This is a genomic window from Brasilonema sennae CENA114 (genome assembly GCF_006968745.1).
Lineage (GTDB): Bacteria > Cyanobacteriota > Cyanobacteriia > Cyanobacteriales > Nostocaceae > Brasilonema > Brasilonema sennae.
On the sequence record NZ_CP030119.1, the window covers coordinates 215,859 to 232,680 of the forward strand.

Annotated in this window: 21 protein-coding genes and 1 pseudogene; 18 read left to right on the top strand and 4 right to left on the bottom strand. The window is 41.9% G+C overall.

Annotated elements, in window-relative coordinates:
* Positions 1 to 55: 55 nt before the first annotated feature.
* The 4 genes from DP114_RS33285 (at position 56) to DP114_RS36600 (ending at position 2,077) form a co-directional block, all read left to right on the top strand.
* The gene (locus tag DP114_RS33285; RefSeq protein WP_169266893.1) at positions 56 to 871 is read left to right on the top strand and encodes a hypothetical protein; all 816 of its coding nucleotides are present in this window, start codon (positions 56 to 58) and stop codon (positions 869 to 871) included.
* Positions 872 to 1,026: 155 nt separating this feature from the next.
* Positions 1,027 to 1,491 (top strand): helix-turn-helix domain-containing protein, encoded by a 465-nt coding sequence (locus DP114_RS33290; protein ID WP_169266892.1) that lies wholly within the window; start codon positions 1,027 to 1,029, stop codon positions 1,489 to 1,491.
* Between the two features lie 69 nt (positions 1,492 to 1,560).
* The gene (locus DP114_RS33295) at positions 1,561 to 1,911 is read left to right on the top strand and encodes a PIN domain-containing protein (RefSeq protein ID WP_246163641.1); all 351 of its coding nucleotides are present in this window, start codon (positions 1,561 to 1,563) and stop codon (positions 1,909 to 1,911) included.
* Complete coding sequence (locus tag DP114_RS36600) at positions 1,898 to 2,077, top strand: hypothetical protein (RefSeq protein WP_211178604.1); 180 nt, start codon at positions 1,898 to 1,900, stop codon at positions 2,075 to 2,077. Before DP114_RS33295 ends, DP114_RS36600 begins: the two co-directional genes overlap by 14 nt.
* Positions 2,078 to 2,220: 143 nt before the next feature.
* Here the strand turns inward: DP114_RS36600 and DP114_RS35565 are convergent, their stop codons facing one another.
* Positions 2,221 to 2,346, bottom strand: a complete 126-nt coding sequence (locus DP114_RS35565) for an aldo/keto reductase (RefSeq protein ID WP_211178603.1) — start codon at positions 2,344 to 2,346, stop codon at positions 2,221 to 2,223.
* A gap of 189 nt (positions 2,347 to 2,535) precedes the next feature.
* On the opposite strand from DP114_RS35565, the gene DP114_RS33305 reads away from it, so the two are divergent.
* Positions 2,536 to 2,727, top strand: a complete 192-nt coding sequence (locus DP114_RS33305; protein WP_169266890.1) for a hypothetical protein — start codon at positions 2,536 to 2,538, stop codon at positions 2,725 to 2,727.
* A 100-nt stretch (positions 2,728 to 2,827) separates the two neighbouring features.
* On the opposite strand, the gene DP114_RS35925 is transcribed toward DP114_RS33305, so the two are convergent.
* Together DP114_RS35925 and DP114_RS35570 are read right to left on the bottom strand one after the other, a co-directional pair.
* The gene (locus DP114_RS35925; protein ID WP_256379423.1) at positions 2,828 to 2,959 is read right to left on the bottom strand and encodes a hypothetical protein; all 132 of its coding nucleotides are present in this window, start codon (positions 2,957 to 2,959) and stop codon (positions 2,828 to 2,830) included.
* Positions 2,959 to 3,369, bottom strand: a complete 411-nt coding sequence (locus DP114_RS35570) for a hypothetical protein (protein ID WP_246163617.1) — start codon at positions 3,367 to 3,369, stop codon at positions 2,959 to 2,961. Before DP114_RS35570 ends, DP114_RS35925 begins: the two co-directional genes overlap by 1 nt.
* 338 nt (positions 3,370 to 3,707) lie before the next feature.
* On the opposite strand from DP114_RS35570, the gene DP114_RS33320 reads away from it, so the two are divergent.
* The 10 genes and pseudogenes from DP114_RS33320 to DP114_RS35575 all read left to right on the top strand — a co-directional run bounded on the left by DP114_RS33320 (position 3,708) and on the right by DP114_RS35575 (position 13,717).
* On the top strand, positions 3,708 to 6,404 hold the full coding sequence (locus tag DP114_RS33320) for a DEAD/DEAH box helicase (protein WP_169266889.1): 2,697 nt from the start codon (positions 3,708 to 3,710) through the stop codon (positions 6,402 to 6,404).
* A 123-nt stretch (positions 6,405 to 6,527) separates the two neighbouring features.
* Complete coding sequence (locus DP114_RS33325; protein ID WP_169266906.1) at positions 6,528 to 7,274, top strand: hypothetical protein; 747 nt, start codon at positions 6,528 to 6,530, stop codon at positions 7,272 to 7,274.
* Between the two features lie 110 nt (positions 7,275 to 7,384).
* Positions 7,385 to 8,341: a bifunctional DNA primase/polymerase gene (locus DP114_RS33330; RefSeq protein ID WP_169266888.1), complete on the top strand. Its 957-nt coding sequence runs from the start codon at positions 7,385 to 7,387 to the stop codon at positions 8,339 to 8,341.
* Complete coding sequence (locus DP114_RS33335) at positions 8,338 to 8,775, top strand: hypothetical protein (RefSeq protein ID WP_169266887.1); 438 nt, start codon at positions 8,338 to 8,340, stop codon at positions 8,773 to 8,775. The genes DP114_RS33330 and DP114_RS33335 overlap by 4 nt, the downstream gene beginning before the upstream one ends.
* 6 nt (positions 8,776 to 8,781) lie before the next feature.
* Complete coding sequence (locus DP114_RS33340) at positions 8,782 to 9,204, top strand: hypothetical protein (protein WP_169266886.1); 423 nt, start codon at positions 8,782 to 8,784, stop codon at positions 9,202 to 9,204.
* A 41-nt stretch (positions 9,205 to 9,245) separates the two neighbouring features.
* On the top strand, positions 9,246 to 9,968 hold the full coding sequence (locus DP114_RS33345) for a hypothetical protein (RefSeq protein ID WP_169266885.1): 723 nt from the start codon (positions 9,246 to 9,248) through the stop codon (positions 9,966 to 9,968).
* Complete coding sequence (locus DP114_RS33350; protein ID WP_169266884.1) at positions 9,965 to 10,654, top strand: hypothetical protein; 690 nt, start codon at positions 9,965 to 9,967, stop codon at positions 10,652 to 10,654. Before DP114_RS33345 ends, DP114_RS33350 begins: the two co-directional genes overlap by 4 nt.
* A gap of 1 nt (position 10,655) precedes the next feature.
* The gene (locus DP114_RS33355; RefSeq protein WP_246163618.1) at positions 10,656 to 11,132 is read left to right on the top strand and encodes a hypothetical protein; all 477 of its coding nucleotides are present in this window, start codon (positions 10,656 to 10,658) and stop codon (positions 11,130 to 11,132) included.
* Positions 11,133 to 11,655: 523 nt separating this feature from the next.
* Positions 11,656 to 13,231, top strand: a pseudogene (locus DP114_RS33360) (group II intron reverse transcriptase/maturase).
* Between the two features lie 198 nt (positions 13,232 to 13,429).
* Positions 13,430 to 13,717, top strand: a complete 288-nt coding sequence (locus tag DP114_RS35575) for a ThiF family adenylyltransferase (protein ID WP_246163620.1) — start codon at positions 13,430 to 13,432, stop codon at positions 13,715 to 13,717.
* A gap of 12 nt (positions 13,718 to 13,729) precedes the next feature.
* On the opposite strand, the gene DP114_RS35930 is transcribed toward DP114_RS35575, so the two are convergent.
* On the bottom strand, positions 13,730 to 13,864 hold the full coding sequence (locus DP114_RS35930; RefSeq protein WP_256379424.1) for a hypothetical protein: 135 nt from the start codon (positions 13,862 to 13,864) through the stop codon (positions 13,730 to 13,732).
* 460 nt (positions 13,865 to 14,324) lie between these two features.
* Here DP114_RS35930 and DP114_RS33370 point away from each other — a divergent pair, with 460 nt between their 5' ends.
* From DP114_RS33370 to DP114_RS33380, 3 genes are all read left to right on the top strand, one after another.
* The gene (locus DP114_RS33370; protein ID WP_246163623.1) at positions 14,325 to 15,017 is read left to right on the top strand and encodes a hypothetical protein; all 693 of its coding nucleotides are present in this window, start codon (positions 14,325 to 14,327) and stop codon (positions 15,015 to 15,017) included.
* Positions 15,014 to 15,334, top strand: coding sequence for a hypothetical protein (locus DP114_RS33375; RefSeq protein WP_169267519.1), 321 nt, complete (start codon positions 15,014 to 15,016; stop codon positions 15,332 to 15,334). The genes DP114_RS33370 and DP114_RS33375 overlap by 4 nt, the downstream gene beginning before the upstream one ends.
* Positions 15,335 to 15,636: 302 nt before the next feature.
* Entirely contained in the window at positions 15,637 to 16,665 is a 1,029-nt protein-coding gene (locus DP114_RS33380) for a hypothetical protein (RefSeq protein WP_169267518.1), read from the top strand.
* The last annotated feature ends 157 nt before the right edge of the window (positions 16,666 to 16,822 follow it).

The following is a 16,822-nucleotide window of genomic DNA, read 5'->3' on the forward strand; positions in this document are numbered from 1 at the left end:
TGTCACTTAACGATATTTTTATACAAGCTCAATTTTTAAAGAAAGATTACTAAATATGCGTCGTCGAACTATTGACATTGGAGAAAAGTTTGGTTATTGGCAAGTCATTGAAAATAAAGGGACAGAAATACTATGCCAGTGCACAGCATGTGGAACAAGAAGAGAAGTATTTAAGTTTAATCTTCTCAACGGCAAAACAAAAAGCTGTGGATGCATTAAAAAAGGAAATCTTTTAGAAATAGGAGAAACCTTTGGCAAGTTAACAGTAATTGATAACCAAGAAATACAACAAGCAGGTAGATTTGTAAAAGTTCTAGTACTTTGTAGCTGCGGAATTGAGAAATATGTCTATAAGCATAGCTTAATTGCTGGTAATACCCTAAGCTGTGGCTGTGGAAGAAAGAAGCCAATCAAAATCACAAGCGAAAACCCAAGAGAATACCACTCATGGAACTATATTAAACAAGTTTGTTATAACAAGAAACACCCCTTTTATAAAAAACATGGCGGTTGTGGAATCGAAGTACATCCAGATTGGAAAGATAATTTTAACCAATTCTTTTTAGATATAGGAACCGCTCCCAATAATACAATTATCGCCCGTATCGATCCCACTGGGAATTATGCACCTGGCAATTGTTTTTGGAGCAACCGCAAAAAATATTGGCAAGAACTCGAACGAGCAGAAATCAACAAATTTATCAAAAGCTTTTACACCAGTACAGGTCAAGACAAAAAGGTAAAGATATCTGAATCAACTATTCGCCTGATACTACTGGAACACATGAACGGGGAGGCCAATATAAACAACATTGCTCGCAAATTTAACATCTCTAAAGATGATGTATTAAATATAATTATTAATATTTGACACTCGTCGATCAAGAAGACCTATCAGTAGCGCGTCATTAACATTGTTAGATCATGATTCGTCTATTTCACGAGATTCGCCTGTTTCTGCCATTGCGCCTGTTTCTTTGTACGTTGTATACTTAAGCAAGATGGCAATCCTAAAAGACAAAACCTATGGCTACGCTTCGCCCATCTGATCCTCTCATTCCTACTCCCGAAGTCGCTACCATGGCTGAAGCGGCGTTGTATTCTCTGGGACAATTTCTTGACAATCCACCCGACAAGATAACACTCGCAATCATCGAACCGCCTCTTGCGAACGCGGAAATCACTCTTTCAGGCGACATGTTTCGGCTTGTAACCGAAGTCCTAAAGACGATCAGCAAAGGACATCCGGTCACCATCCTACCTTTACAGGCAGAACTCTCGACACAGGAAGCTGCAGACATACTCAACGTCTCACGTCCCTATTTAGTCAAACTACTCGACTCTGGAACAATCCCTTCTCGTAAAGTCGGAGTCTATCGGCGCGTACTCGCCTCTGATGTTTTACAGTATAAGCAACAGAACGAAGCAGCTCGCCATCAAGCGCTCGACGAGTTGACAAAACAGGCACAGGAACTCGACATGGGATATTGATGGATGTCTGTTGCCGTTGCCCTCCTTGATGCATGTGTCTTGTATCCTGCTCCTTTACGCGACTTCCTTATGCGTCTTGCCACCACTGGTAGTTACAAACCTCGCTGGTCGGCAATGATACACGATGAATGGATACGCAACGTCTGTGCAAATCGGCCTGACCTCTCACTTGCATACTTGGAACGCACGCGCACCTTAATGGATCTGCATGTCGAGGATGCACTTGTAGAAGGGTACGAAACCATTATTCCTACACTGTCACTGCCAGATGCTGACGATCGCCATATCCTTGCAGCCGCAATTGTCGGTCAGTGTGACACCATCATTACCTTCAATTTAAAAGATTTTCCTCAAGAGACGTTAGCCCCCTATCGGATCGAGGCTGTGCATCAGTCATGCGTTTGTCATGCGCTGCATTGAAGTATCTCTGGATGCGGTGTATCGTACGGTACTCCGACAGCAACAAGCGCTCAAAAATCCGACAAAGACACTTGAGGAGGTGTTGTCAGCACTAGAACGAAACGGATTGAAAGACACTGTCCGCACGTTGCGCTCTCATCACATAAGTATACGTCTTAGCGATTGATGATGCTCTATTGCAGAGATTGTGGAATACGCTCATCACCGTACTTCTGCTGATGCCAATACGGATAGATCGGTGGTGTAGCGCTGACTGAACGGAGTCGTTTCAATTCGTCCGGTGTCAACTCCCAATTTGCTGCACAGAGATTATCTTTGAGTTGCTGCTCCAGGGCGGGCTCCAATAATGACCGATGTAATACCAGGTTGACGCAAAAGCCAATTGAGCGCCACCTGAGCAACGGTGACTCCACGGTTACGAGCTATTTCATCCAAAACTTCTACAATATCTTGAACCCTCCCCGCGAAGACAGCGACGGGGATTCACGCCACATCCTCGGTTGACTTTTTGCTCGATTCAGCTATCTGTTTTAAAACGAATGATGGTTTGGTACTCCGGGGCATATTTAATCACCTCCTTGCTTTGTGCTATCCTCTACTTAGAATACCGTACCAGTTCTGAATATGTCAACAGGGAAAGGAATAAAGAGGACAAGAAATCAACCAGCACTTCACTCTGAGCTTAAAGAATCTCACAGAATTCACCTCACGCCTACAGCATGGAGTAAATTGCAAAAAATGGCAGCAGTTAAAGGAACAAGCATAAGTGAACTTGTTGAGGGTTGGGCAAGAGAAAGCGATATTGACGGCGAATAAATTCGCCCGTGCCGGCATTCCACCCCGACATAAATGACGTACCTCGGTCAAGAAATTAAATGAATTGACCGAGGTACTTCGGGGCTATCTGCCTCCCGCGTTATTTTAGGTATGCTTTCTCCACGTCGCTAACCGTTCCAATATCACCAAGCGTCGCCCGCCGTGTCCCTTCTGGTTCTGGTTGACCGCGACGGTACTTACCGGTGAGGAAACCGATCCTGCAAGAACTCATTAAAGTTCAAATTCAGAATTTCTGGATGGAAAAGCCTGAAATTGCCTTTGCCGCGCGACAGCTATCTGAGCAGGTGTGTCATATTGAGTAGCTTTGGTTCCAAGTTTTAGCTCTTCAGCAAGGGTCAAGCCATCACCATCAGCATCACTCTCCAGTACTCGTGCTATCACATCTGCCGGAGCAATCTGCGCCAACCTAGTCAAAGCCATTACCACAAATTCGTTCGACGCATCACAACTGTCTAGAAATTTAACAAAGTTAGTGGCATCTTGCTCCGTCATCTTGGCAGGATTTTTTATCCCCCCTTCAGCAAAAAAATCATTGTACAGGGCAATTTCGTTATCATTAAATTTCTCTTGTTTCGCCCGCTCAATTACCAGATTAACTTGAGAATTCTGCTGAAATTTCATAAGTAAATATCCACACACAATCCAGATTAACCTATACATTTCAATCGTCAAGTTCATCTTATATTTTCTTAAAAATCACTCATAATTATAAAAAATAAAAAAAAGTCAACTCTATTTGCCTTGAAAATACGAGGAGTTAAAATCATAGTATATGTATCGTACCCCCTCAAAATTTCGGGGTAGGGAGTCATTCTGGAATCCACGACCAACCAAATGGATTAGAATCAGATTTTTCCCAAATAATACTTCCCAAAGAAGGAATATCTCCAAACGGTAAAAGTCAAACCACCACTATCACTAACGCTTACTTGTTATAAACAACAAGTAGGTAATTTTTGATGAAAAACCGACCAGAGTGGTTACAACCAAGCCGTAGCATCTATTCCAAGCAGCACGGAATAATTCAAATTAGCACAATCATCGGTAACAACCTTTATTTCAGAAAAGGAAATATCAGCCAAATTATCTTCAATTGGGAAGAAGAGATAGAGCAAGGAAATCTTACTACAGTTGAAGATGCGCCATCTCTAAAAAATTTAATATATCAAGAAATAGCAACCGAACTAGAGGGTAGAAATAAACTTGCCTACTGCGATGTGATTCCCGAACAAGCAGCAAAGAGTCAACCGATACCAGAAAACATTCATTCAGCAGTCAATAATGCACTCATCCAATTAGGAATAAATCAATTATACTTCCACCAAATTCAAGCATGGTCAGCATACAATCAATCATCAGATATAATTCTCGAAACTCCAACAAGTAGTGGGAAATCAATATCATTCCTACTTCCCGTTATTCACGAATGTCTCAAAGGCAATTCATGCATCATTTTCTTCAACCTTAAAGCCCTAGCATTTGACCAAGAGGAGAAAATAAAGGAGTTCATCAACCTTCTACCAGAGTCTATTCGCCCTGCAATTCTCAATATTAATGGCGATACTCCAGCTCAAGAACGTAAAAAACTCTATACACATAAACCTTCGATTCTTTGTGTCACACCCGATGTTTGGAATCATGAACTTACCAACTACCAATTTGATAACTACAACTTCATTGAAACACTACGCAAAATTTCCATAATCGTAGTAGATGAAGCTCACTTCTACAGCGGAATCTTCGGTGCAAACTTTGCTCTACTCAACCGTCGCACCCAACTAATGATAGAAACAGCTGGAGGGAATTTATCTAAACTAAAGTATATTTACGCCTCAGCTACCATCAACAACAGTCAAGAGATAGCCCAAAAGATTTCCAATCGTAGAGAAAATATTACGGTAATTAACCAAAATGGTGCAAGAAAAGCTGAAACCACCTTTATCAGTCTTAAACCCCAGAACAGTATCCTGTACACAACTGCTCAAATAGCAGCTTTACTCGTCAGTAAAGATGTAGTAGGAATCTGCTTTTGCGACAGTCGGGAAATGGTCAAAACCCTAACCCAAACTATCCGCAAAATATTAAGCGAAAATGGGTTGTCTCAAAATACTATTTCTGCATTTTACGCCAACTTGAAAAACAACCAAAGGAGAAAAATAATTGCAGATATCAAATCCGGAGAAGTGAAATTCATTGTCTCAACGTCTGCTCTCGAAGCTGGTTTAGACCTGGGATGTATAGATGCTGTTCTCATTTGCGGGTATCCTGGCAGTATCTTATCCTTCCGCCAAAGGGCAGGTCGTGCTGGCAGAAAAGAAGAAGGACTGGTGGTATTTATCCCCTCCAGACAATCAATCTTGGACTCGTACTACTCGAAACATCCCAACCGACTGCTAACCGATCCGCCGGAGGTCATCAATTTTAATCCGAATTTTGAAAATCTACTCACGTGGCATATCTTAGCCTGCTGTAAGGAATCACGCCCGACAATCAATCAAATTATCACGCATTTCGGGCAGTCAGGACTTGCGATCGCAAACCAACTCATTAATGAAAATAAGCTTGTATACAGCTTCAACGGTAAGCTAGCGTGCGCCCGTCATCTAGGTTACATACACGGCGATATCAAAATTAGGGGGAGCAGAAACAACAATATCAACTACATAAATACCTCAAACGGAGAGGAATTTGAACAAAGTGCAATCAACACTGCCTTAAGAGAGGTATACCCTGATGCAATTTATACAGCCCAAGATTTTGATGGCAACCCTGTTTGGTATAAATCATCAGAGTTAAAAATCAAAGAGGGACAAGCTTTTCTCAAGCCTATTGGACAAACAAACCTATTTACGCGCCCTCAAGGAGTCATTAAATTTGAGGAGGTTAAAACTACTAGCAAAGCAAAGTCAATCAAACTACCAAGGGGAGTGATAGAACTCACACCTAAAATATGTAAAATATCTGAGTCGATTACCGGATACAAAATATACAATCGGGAGTCAAGATGGACTTGTCCAAATCAAGATTGTAGAAACCACAATCAATCTCTAGCAAGCAAGTTACAAAACTGTCTCATATGCAACAGTCAACTCACAGAAAGAGACATAATCCAGCTAGTAGAAGAAGTCTCATATAAGGAATCTTTTACTATTAGTTATTCTACCAGTTGTCTGCAAGTTACAATCGACCGACAAGCAAGAAGTTTTTTCAAATCAAAAGTAGAAAAAATTAGGTCAGAAATCAAGAATCAGAAGTACGTCTCCAGGGAGGAAAGAGAGTTATTTGAATACAACGAAACCGACATTTGCATCCACAGTCTAGCACATCAACTTATGCTAGCATTACCACTAGTCGAACATGGAGCCAGCAGTAAAGATATCGACTTTATACTCCATCAAGAACCAACTCAATCTAATTCATTCGGCTACTTCTTTGATACAGTTGAAGGAGGAACCGGAATGTGCGATACGCTGTTTCAATATTTGGAAAAAGTCGTATCCAGGGCAAGATTCCTAGTGGAACATTGCCCATGCAAGCATGGATGTTCCAATTGTACTGTTATCTACAGATGCCCAGATGACAATACAGCCATTTCCAAACAAGTTGGATTATCTATACTTCAAGATTTCATCCAGGAAGAAGTACAAACCCTCTAAAAAATAGTCTTGCCCTATTAATAGGGCAGGACTATAGATAATAAATGTAATACTGACTAACATAAATTAAACCACTACTAGTAACTAACGTTGACCAAAATCAAAAGTATTTTGGTTAGTGTTATGTACGTAGAATTAGTTCCTGACTGCGAGCAATCACCTCAAAAATTCCAAATTGTTCATGCGCCGACATATTTACTTTTAGATACAAATTATAAGTTGGGTGATTATATCCCTGCATCAGATATTTATCTAATCGTTAATCATGCAGTCAGTTTAGGGTATCAAGTGAAAATATGCCCTAATCTAAAGAAAGAAAATATTCCATATCCTTTACCTGCTATCAGCAATGAACTAGCTGATTTAATGATTGATTATCCATCAGATTTAAAAATGCGAACCAATGGAATGGTTTTTGAGCAAAGAGCATATTTAATGTCTAAATGTCATCACGAAGTATGTCAGGATACGGAATCAAAAACCCTCCTCAAGGAAGCCGAGTATTGGCTGGTAAATTATGCGCGAGAAGTTATCACCCAAGAGTGTAACTACTTGCCAGATATACTTACTAAGCTTGATGATCCAGTTGTTAGGTCAATGGCAATAAATACTCTCATGGTCTGGCAACCTAATTGGAAAAAAGCTATCTCTCAGCACGCAGGAAGCAAGTTTGAAGCAGGTAATAATGAGTTTGAGGTCATCAGCTATTATCACAATCAAGAGAAAAAGGGGAGGGAGGGAGTAATGGTACTGTGCAGGGTAACAAAAAACATGAATAACTACCCCGAATTCCCCACATTCCCCCTCAATACAAACTGCACCCTTGGTACTTATCAAGTGGAAAATGCTCTTAATCGACGATTAGCTTAAAACATAGGGTAGGTAGTTACAACTGCCGGCCCTAACATCATAATGTTAATCACTAAAAAAAGCTTATGCATTGAACTACCAAAGTTAACTATTAAGAATCAAACAAAATCATGCACACCCAGGCACGTAAAATCATCTCGTCCCTGGAAACACTACCCGATATATGGCGAATTATACCCACCTTCGGCAAACGCCCTCTGGGAGGAAAACAATGGCAACATAAAACTTATTCCCCCAAACAGTTACAAGCCGAACTCATTCGTACTAGATGCAAAATTTGGTCGGGGAAAAGGTATATACACGCGACTGGTGTTGCTATTGTTTGCGGTAACTATCACCCCCAAGGGCACATCGTTGCTATTGACTGCGACGGACCACGCGCTTGGGGTCAAATCCTGATCCTCAACAAAAAACTCGAAGAGGATGAGATGGAGAAAATTTCTCCCCAAAAGTTATACGAAGGCGCACTTACTTACCTCCCGCCGACAGTCGCCTTTACTTCTGGAGGCGAATATAAGCGCCAGCTTCTCTACCTAATTCCTGGAAACTCATCAATCACTTCCAGCAAAATCTCAAACCTAGAGTTCAGAGGCAAAAATCATGCCTCAGTTCTACCTCCTTCCTATCACCCAGAAGGGAGATACTACCAGTGGGTTTCCGGTTGCAGTCCTCAAGAAAAGCAAGTTGCGATCGCACCAGATTGGGTAATAGCCCAAATGTTATTAAAGCAGGAGAAAGCAAGGTTAACCAGCTTTCCACAAGAAAAATACAACCGCAGAGATAAGGTAGACAGGTACATCAACTTATACCCGAACATCAAAACCAATATCCAAACTGCACTCACATTCTTAGAAGTTATCCATCCCCGGTTTGCTTCGGACTACACAACCTGGATTCAAGTTGGAATGGCACTCAAGTCAGTCAGTCCTATCTTACTTGATGCCTGGGACAGATGGAGTCAGCTGTCACCCAAATACAAACCAGGAGAGTGTGCCTACAAATGGCAGTCTTTCCGCAGAACGGGCATTACCATTCGTACCCTCGTAAAATTTGCCAACCTTTCATGAACAATCAAAACCAAGAAAGTGTAACTAACTCCGAAGCTAGTTACAGTAGTGATTTTAATCCTAATAACAATAATAATTTAGAAGAAGATGATGAAATTTCTGAGCAAGACGATAGTAACAACCCCCCAAAAACCAAAACTTATATAATAACTATCCAAATTCATCCAGAAGAAGGACAAGCCATCCTATCAATTGGTATCAGAAACGCACCACCCATCATCAAAACTATCGACTATCAGGAAATAACTTCACAACCAGCCATCAAAGACTGCATCCGAGAGTTGGAAGAAATACTACCCAAAATCATAGAAACTGCTGAAAAGGCAATAAATACTACCAGTAATTCCACTCAAACAAGACAAGTACAACAGCGAGAATTACCCAAAGATTATCAAAAAGCCGAATCTAACAAAAAACAACTTTCACTTTTCTAAATAATTATGAATTACATCGCCATTATTGAAGGGCAGCAAGTACCTATCCCAGAGGAAACAGCAATCAGTGACGAAAAGCTAAAATTAGCAATCACTACCTATTTCCCAGAGTACGCCAATGCCGAAATTACTAGACAGATCTTAGGAGATACAACCGAAATAAGGCTAATTAAGCGCGCTGGAACGAAGGGCAATTGCATCACCGAACTCAAGTTAGCACCCGAACAAATTAACCCAGCATTTGAGTTAGCCTGGGATTTGAAACTTCTAGAAAGAAAAAATCAACTAACACTGGAAGTTTTGATTGATCTGCAGGGAAACATAAACAAAACAATCAAAATAGGGGAAAGCTGGGAAACATACATCGACAAAGTTTTTAGCTCTCTCAGGCAACAACCCTCTGTACCCAGCAATTATCCCGTACTGTAATCAAGTAATGCCGCTACTATATAGCGGCATATCTCAAAATCATGATATCACTAGAACTATTTAAAATACCCATCACCTGCAAAGAAACAATCATCTATCTGGAAAACCTATCTCAAAAAGCACGTTTACTCGGCTTATATCAAAAACTATTTCCAGAACAGTGGAGTGAATCAACAACACCCTTAAATACAAAAACACATCCTAATTGCATATATTCAGACAGGGAAATTGAATTTATTCAGCTAGTAAATTCCGACTTGTTCCCCGTTGAATTTATTGATGAAATAGAAGCATACGAAGAATATGAAAATATCGTTATATTACCACAAAAAATTGAATGGTGGAATGAGAATTTTGAAGATTTAGAGATGAGCGAAAAATTTTTACTTTCCCTTATGGGCAATGGATACAATTTGAAATATTGGCAAGAAGAATTTGGGTTTGAACCTGACTACCTAACAAATGACGAAGATATAAACTTTCAAAAACTTGTAAAAATATGTAAAAAGTTCAAATCACCTATCAAATATTTAGTAACTAGCCTCATGGTTCTCGCTCATTCAACAGGAAATATTTGGTTAGATACAACCTATGAAACCGGTTATTGGTGGGAATGGAGTGAAGAAAATATTATTTTACTAGCAGAGCAATGGCAAGAAGCTACTATGATGCTAGAGCACTTTCAAGAGTTAACAGACTGGATAGAAGCATCAGTAACTAATAGAAAAAAACTCGTCAGAATCTGGAATCAAGCCGCCACATGAATACAGAAGTCAATGCCCAACTCATATTATCAAACATTCCAACACAGGAAATTTTAGGGCATTTAATCATTCTCAGAGGACAGTTTGTACTAGTAGAAAAAGAGGGTAAAAAAACACAGTACAAGTTTCTATCACCAGAAGCAGTAGAAAAGGCATTTACAACTAAAACTGTAAGTTCTGGATGGCTATCTCCCAATACCCTGTGGTGGGAAAAAACACCTTTTGGAGAGGGTGTTATTCAATTTTACCCGCCCAAAAAATATTCAGTCTCAATACAAACCTCAGAAGAAAACAAAACGATAACTATTCCTATGCCAGCATTTCTATTCGCTGGCTGCAATAGCAGCTACTACCTGTGGGCAATTAAAGGAAAAACCTTCAAGCAGGATTGTCAATTATACAAGGCACCCTTACCAAATATTTGGGATGACTCAAATAGAATTTGCTTCGGCAGAAATACTCCACCTGCTTGCAATCCAAACTCAATCAATAAAGCCTGGGAATTGTTCTGGAGAAGCTCTTTTAACGAAGACTTCAGTCAGAACAAGTGCAAATCACACCTCCACAATGTCTGCAACCTACTAATTAGCCTGCAAGGTACAAAATCCTTCCCAGCAAAAGAATTACTAACTAGCAACTATCAAAGAGTCAAAACTCCAAATGATATACCCAGATATATATTTTAACATGAATAACCCCTTCATCAGTTATAACTATGCCATCAGTCACAACCTTCCTCCCTATAGCCAAAAGCTTCAGGAATACTGGCTTGCAGCTGATGGAGTCTATGCGCGAGCGCACCGCCCAGAACTAGAAATCTGCCTACAAATCGCTCATACCCAGATACCAGGATTGACACAAATACAACCCTATTTCAAATTAAATGTACCGAAAGTCCCAGCAAGCATCATTGCAGACATTATCAATGCTGCACAAGTTAATCCTCATCAAGAAATCCTCTTTTACCTGGGGGTTGAGAATAACATCTGGTGGTATCATACTCCACTGCAAGAAGCATCTTCAACCCATGTGCGATCATTAGAAACTGGAAACTTCAAATACAGCCAAGCACTGGTTGAAGTACACAGCCACGGCTGTATGAAAGCAACCCCCTCATGCCAGGACAACCAAGAAGAGTCAGGAGTGCGATTCGTTGATTGCTGAATCGCGGTAACCAGTCCGTACATAGGCAATCCAACCCTTCAAGGGTTGAACTTCGGAAAGGATGGAGGTGAAAGCCCTTCCCCTCAAACTCAGAGGTGACTCCCTATCTGCCCACAGTGACCGAACTCGGAATTTCGGAGGCTGAAGCTGGGAACAGGGCGCAATCAGACGGTCGTTATGGGCTGACACTGGCGCTAATGGGAAGTGTACAAGATGAAACAGAACCTAAAAAAGCGACCTATCTTCAAGCAGGGCATAACACAAACCCCTGACTTCGCTAGAGCTGAAACCCCGCCGACAATTTCTGAGTGAACGGCAAGAGTAAGGGGTTCTAGCGGTTGAATTGGTTCCATCTGACGGCACATAACAATCTCTTCCGGGGAACGAATAAAAACGAGTTAAAGGTCTTGGGAAAAGGTCGAAAACCCAGGTAAGCCAGACGAGCGGCAGAACTCCTTTAATTCGGGTAGGACAGACCGTAATTGGTCCGAGGTGTTCAGAAAGTAGTCAGTAGGAGTAGAGCATGATTGGACACAGTAGAAATGCTAGTGAATCTTGGAGCAAATTACCGTGGAAGAAACTCCGACGCAGTTTGTTTCGCCTACAAGTTCGGCTATTCAAAGCAGTTAAAACAGGAGACATGCGGAAAGCCCGGTCTATCCAAAAACTGATTCTGAAATCTAAAGCAGCACGGCTACTGGCTATTCGACAAGTAACTCAGCTAAACGCTGGCAAAAAGACTGCGGGTATTGATGGGAAAGCGTCCTTAACTATTGAAGAACGCTTTGAACTTGAGAAACTTCTCAAAGTAAACTACCTTGATTGGCATCTCGCGCAAATTAAGACAAATCCCGATACCCAAGAAGGATGGCAAAACCAGAATTCTAAAAGTTCCCACTATTGCGGATAGAACATGGCAGTGCCTTGTGAAATACGCCTTAGAACCAGCACATGAAGCAACATTCCACGCCAAGAGCTACGGATTCAGGGCAGGACGTTCAGCGCAAGACGCACAAAAAGTACTGTTTCTCAACCTAAGCTCTCAAGCAAATGGGATAGAAAAACGAGTCATAGAACTCGACATAGAAAAATGCTTCGACAGGATAAGCCACAACGCCATAATGAATAATCTCATTGCCCCGCAAGGTATGAAGAAAGGTATCTTTCGCTGCCTTAAGGCTGGGATTAACCCAGAGTTTCCAGAACAGGGAACCCCACAGGGTGGTGTAGTAAGTCCACTTTTAGCCAACATCGCACTCAACGGAATCGAAAGTATCCATAGGTATCATGTGGATTCAAAAAGACGGATAACTCCACGTACGTCCCTAAGGGACATTGTGGAACCGTCTATAAGATACGCTGACGACATGGTTATAATACTCCGACCCGAAGACAACGCAGAAGAGATACTTGGAAGAATAAATCAGTTCCTTGCAGACAGAGGAATGAATGTCAGTGAAAAGAAGACCAAGATTACTGCATCGACAGATGGCTTTGACTTCCTCGGCTGGCACTTCAAAGTGCAAAGCAACGGAAAGTTTAGATGTGTCCCTTCCGTGGATAACTTCAAAGCATTCCACAGGAAGGTAAGAGCTATCGTCAACTGTTCTAACTATGGTTCCGAGGAAAAAGCTAAGAGATTAGCGCCCTTGGTTAGAGGATGGAGGAACTACCACCGATCTTGTAAGATGGACGGTTCTCGCAATTCGCTATACCACATCGAAACACGAGCATTTAAGGTATTCAACAAGGAAGCAAAGAATAACCGACACACTAGTAAGAAATTACTAGATAAGGCGTTCCCAGCAGTTCCTTACTCCGAAAACAAATTTGTCAATGTCCAGGGTGATAAATCACCTTTCGACGGAGACATCCCTTACTGGAGCGAGCGCAATAGCAAGCTCTACGACGGGGAAACCTCTAAAACCCTAAAGCGGCAAAACCATGCATGTGGATACTGTGGTATGAAAATACTCAGCGATGAACGGGTACATTTACACCACATCGACGACAATCACGACAACTGGAAGAAAAATAATCTTCTGGCAGTACATGAAAGCTGTCACGATTACCACCACATGAGCAAGGGGAAACCCTAGAACGTCAGAAGCCGGATGCACAGAAATGGGCACGTCCGGATTTAACTGAGAGGTGCGCAGGATAATACCCGCCATCGACTCAACCAAGTTCCGCATATTCGGAATTATCGGGACAGTTAATACAACTCCCACCATATACACCCGCTTGGGGGTGTACAACCACTTCTTTGAAATTGACCCCAATTTTATATTTGAGCCATGATACAAATCGATACAGAAATTTTCTTACCCGTTCTCCCCCATCCCCACCGCAAAGTAGATTTTATCTTAGTGGGGGCTGGTGGCACAGGAGGATACCTCGCAGAAGATGTTTGCCGTCTCATACTACAGCTACAGCAAAACGATAAAAAGGCTAACCTCACCATCATTGATGGAGATAGTGTCGAAACTAAAAATATTGCACGCCAAAATTACCAACCATCAGAGATAAGTTTGCCCAAAGCACAGTGTTTAGCCACGAGATGTAGTGCAAAATATGGGCTATAAGTCACAGCAATTTCAGATCGGTTCTCCCCCAACCATGTAGAAAAATACAGATGGAATACCCTCACGGTTATCATCGGCTGCGTAGACAATGCCGCCGCTAGGGCGCAAATTCACTCGTGTCTGGAATATAGCAAAAGCCGCGAGCAAGCTGATCTATTCTGGCTGGACTGCGGTAACACAAGCACTTCCGGACAAGTTCTATTAGGAACCCACCCTGACTTCGATATTGTAAGCGCTTCGGATAACGCAGACAATCCCTCTTTCTGGAAACATCTACCATCCCCAGCGCTGGTGCATCCCGAACTGCTAATTCCAAAACCTGAAGAGATCAGCAGTAATAAACTCTCATGTGCGGAACTTCAAATACTTAATTATCAAACTCTATTCATAAACCGCATGACATCAGCTATCGCATCTCAATACCTTCTAGAATTAACACTAGCAGGAAAAATAACCAAGTTTGCTAGCTACTTCAACCTAATGACTATGTCCTGTCGCAGCATTAAAACCACAATTACAAACCTTGGTAAATATCATCTTGTCTAAATAAAAACAACTACAAGAGTTAACACATATTTGTCCTGAAAAATACTCAGGACAGATTTTTATGATGAACAGATTCAATCCAAGTCTATTAGAAAAACTTGAGTGGGAAAACAAAAAAATTTCCAAAAACAACATACGCACAACACCAATTAGCCAAGGCGAAAAACTCGGCGGTGAGTTTCACCTCATCATGCAGCAGATTGGATTGGGACTGCCTGTAGAACTATTTTTAAAAGCATACCCTCAAATAGACAAGTGGGTAGAAGTAGCCAAACCATTTCTAGATATTCCCGGCAGCAAACAATGGAATACCGAGGCACAATATCTTTATAAATCACAGTTGCTATATGCTAACTATGATCTAATCATTTATCAAGAAAAACAGGTAATTGGACTAGATTGGACTATTCAAAAAACATCAAACTTTCAGTTACTAGAAAATTCATTTCACACCCAACTCAGATTATTCTTGCTCCATGAGAGAACCCAATTATCAGCATCAGAAATTAGTTTAGTGTATTTGTTCGTTAACACGGGTGATGTTTACCAATTTACCTATTCCAAAGAAAAACACCAAGCTTTCAAAGAAAGGTTAGAAGCCACACTTCTACCATTTCTAGCCGAAGTAGAAGATTTTCCGAAACAAACATCTTCATCCTGTACTTTAACTCCTCAAGAAGCACATGATAAATGGCTCGCAAAAGAAATATCAGCTGAAGAATATTTAGCAGCAATTCCCGAAGTTGAATTATGAACTCTCCCGAAATTAAAGTCAAAAAAGTTGAACTTACATCAGATGGTTGGACGCTTAATATCCTATCTCCAAGAGTCGCCACCATTACTAGTCCTACGGGAGTGAGGAAAACTACTTATTTTGGGTTTGACTCAAAAGAAAAAGCCGAAACCTTTCAATACTGGGTAACCCGTAAGGACAAATGCTCTAAGGCTATAGTTCGCTCAAGCGAACGACTTTCTACCTTGTGGGAAGTGAAAACTTGGGAGACTGAAGAATCTCTCATCGTTGAATGTGCGCTTAAGGATTTGAAAGAAAATGCAGCTATCACTTTTTAAAGTAACTTCACAACACACAACCTCTGACAGTTTCTGTACCTTCAATTTTAACACTTCTAACCCGAAGCAAGCCGCAAAAATGATGGTATCCTGAAGGGAGAAGTTGTGCAGAATTATCAAAGCTATTATTCGCCATTTTCCAGGTGTATTGATTCTCGCAAAATCGGACAGCTTGGAAGGATAGAGATTTGATAGTTTCCCCGCCGCAAGGGGAGTGCTGAACTCAGCTAATTCCTCTATCGCATGCTTATGTGTGTAGAATCGCGTGTAAAATCGGAGGTATTGTTGTTGGTAAAAAAGCGATGCCCAGAAGAAAGAAGCTTTCCGTTGAAGAACCGAACGAGCAACAGGAAGCGGCAGTAGAGATAGTACAAACCGAAGAACGTGCCTCTGTTCCTATCGAGAAGGAGAAAGCCGAACGTGATGAGCCTACGACCGAAGAAACGGGTGTAGTCCCTGTCGAAGCGGAGCTTATCACCGAAGGAGAAGATGCGCCGCTTTCCGGCGAAGAGAAGGAGCTTCTCCTACAACTAGAACGCCAGATAGAAGACTCCTTTTACGCTGCCGCTACGGCACTTCGAGCGATCAATGAAAAGCGTCTCTACCGAGAGAGCTACCGGACGTTTACAGAATATTGTGAGTCACGTTTCGGCTTCAAACGTCGTCAAGCATACCACTATATCGAGGCTGCAAATGTCACCGATACTCTTGCGAAAAGTGCACGAGCCGTGCACGTTCTTCCGACGACCGAGTACCAAATCCGTCCCCTCTCAACGATAAAAGACCCGGAAAAACAGGTTGAAGTATGGATGCGTGCGGTAGAGAAGGCAGGGGGACGAGCTCCAAGCCATGAGATCGTAAAGGAGGTGAAGCAGGAAATTCTAGGGAATGGTACGTCACCGAAACCTCCTTCAAACCCACTTCAGGAGGGAGACGTGTGCGTCATAAAGCGCTCAACAGATGCCCTTCTCTCGGATCGTGCGGGCTTCTGGGGGGTGGTGACGGAAGAGGCAGGGGAGACAGTCACCCTTGAGCTTTTCGACCGTACAGTCCCCAAGGTAGCCATTACTGATGTTGTGCCGCTCAAGCTTTCCAAGAAAGAGGAGAAGGAGAGAGCAGAGCTTCTTAGCCGTTTGAAAGCAATTTACGAAGGGGTCGGGGTCGGGGAGGATGCTCTTGTCCCCATTTTCCGGCATTTCGGTACCCTTACTGCGCGAGCGACCCTTACCCGGTTCGAGAAGAAGCTCTTGTCCTTCCTTGAGCGACAATTCAAAGACGCAAAGATGGAGACGGACGACGGGGATTCTCCACCTCAAGACGCTTCTGAATAAGCGCACTTCTTTGATGCACCTCTCGGATTTACTCACAGTCTACCCGTCCACAGAGGAATCACTTAATTTCATCTCCATCACACTACAGGTTTTACGAGAGGTTTTGTCATGGAAGACGTATCATTGGCAGTATTTTTGTTTGTCATCATTCTTACTT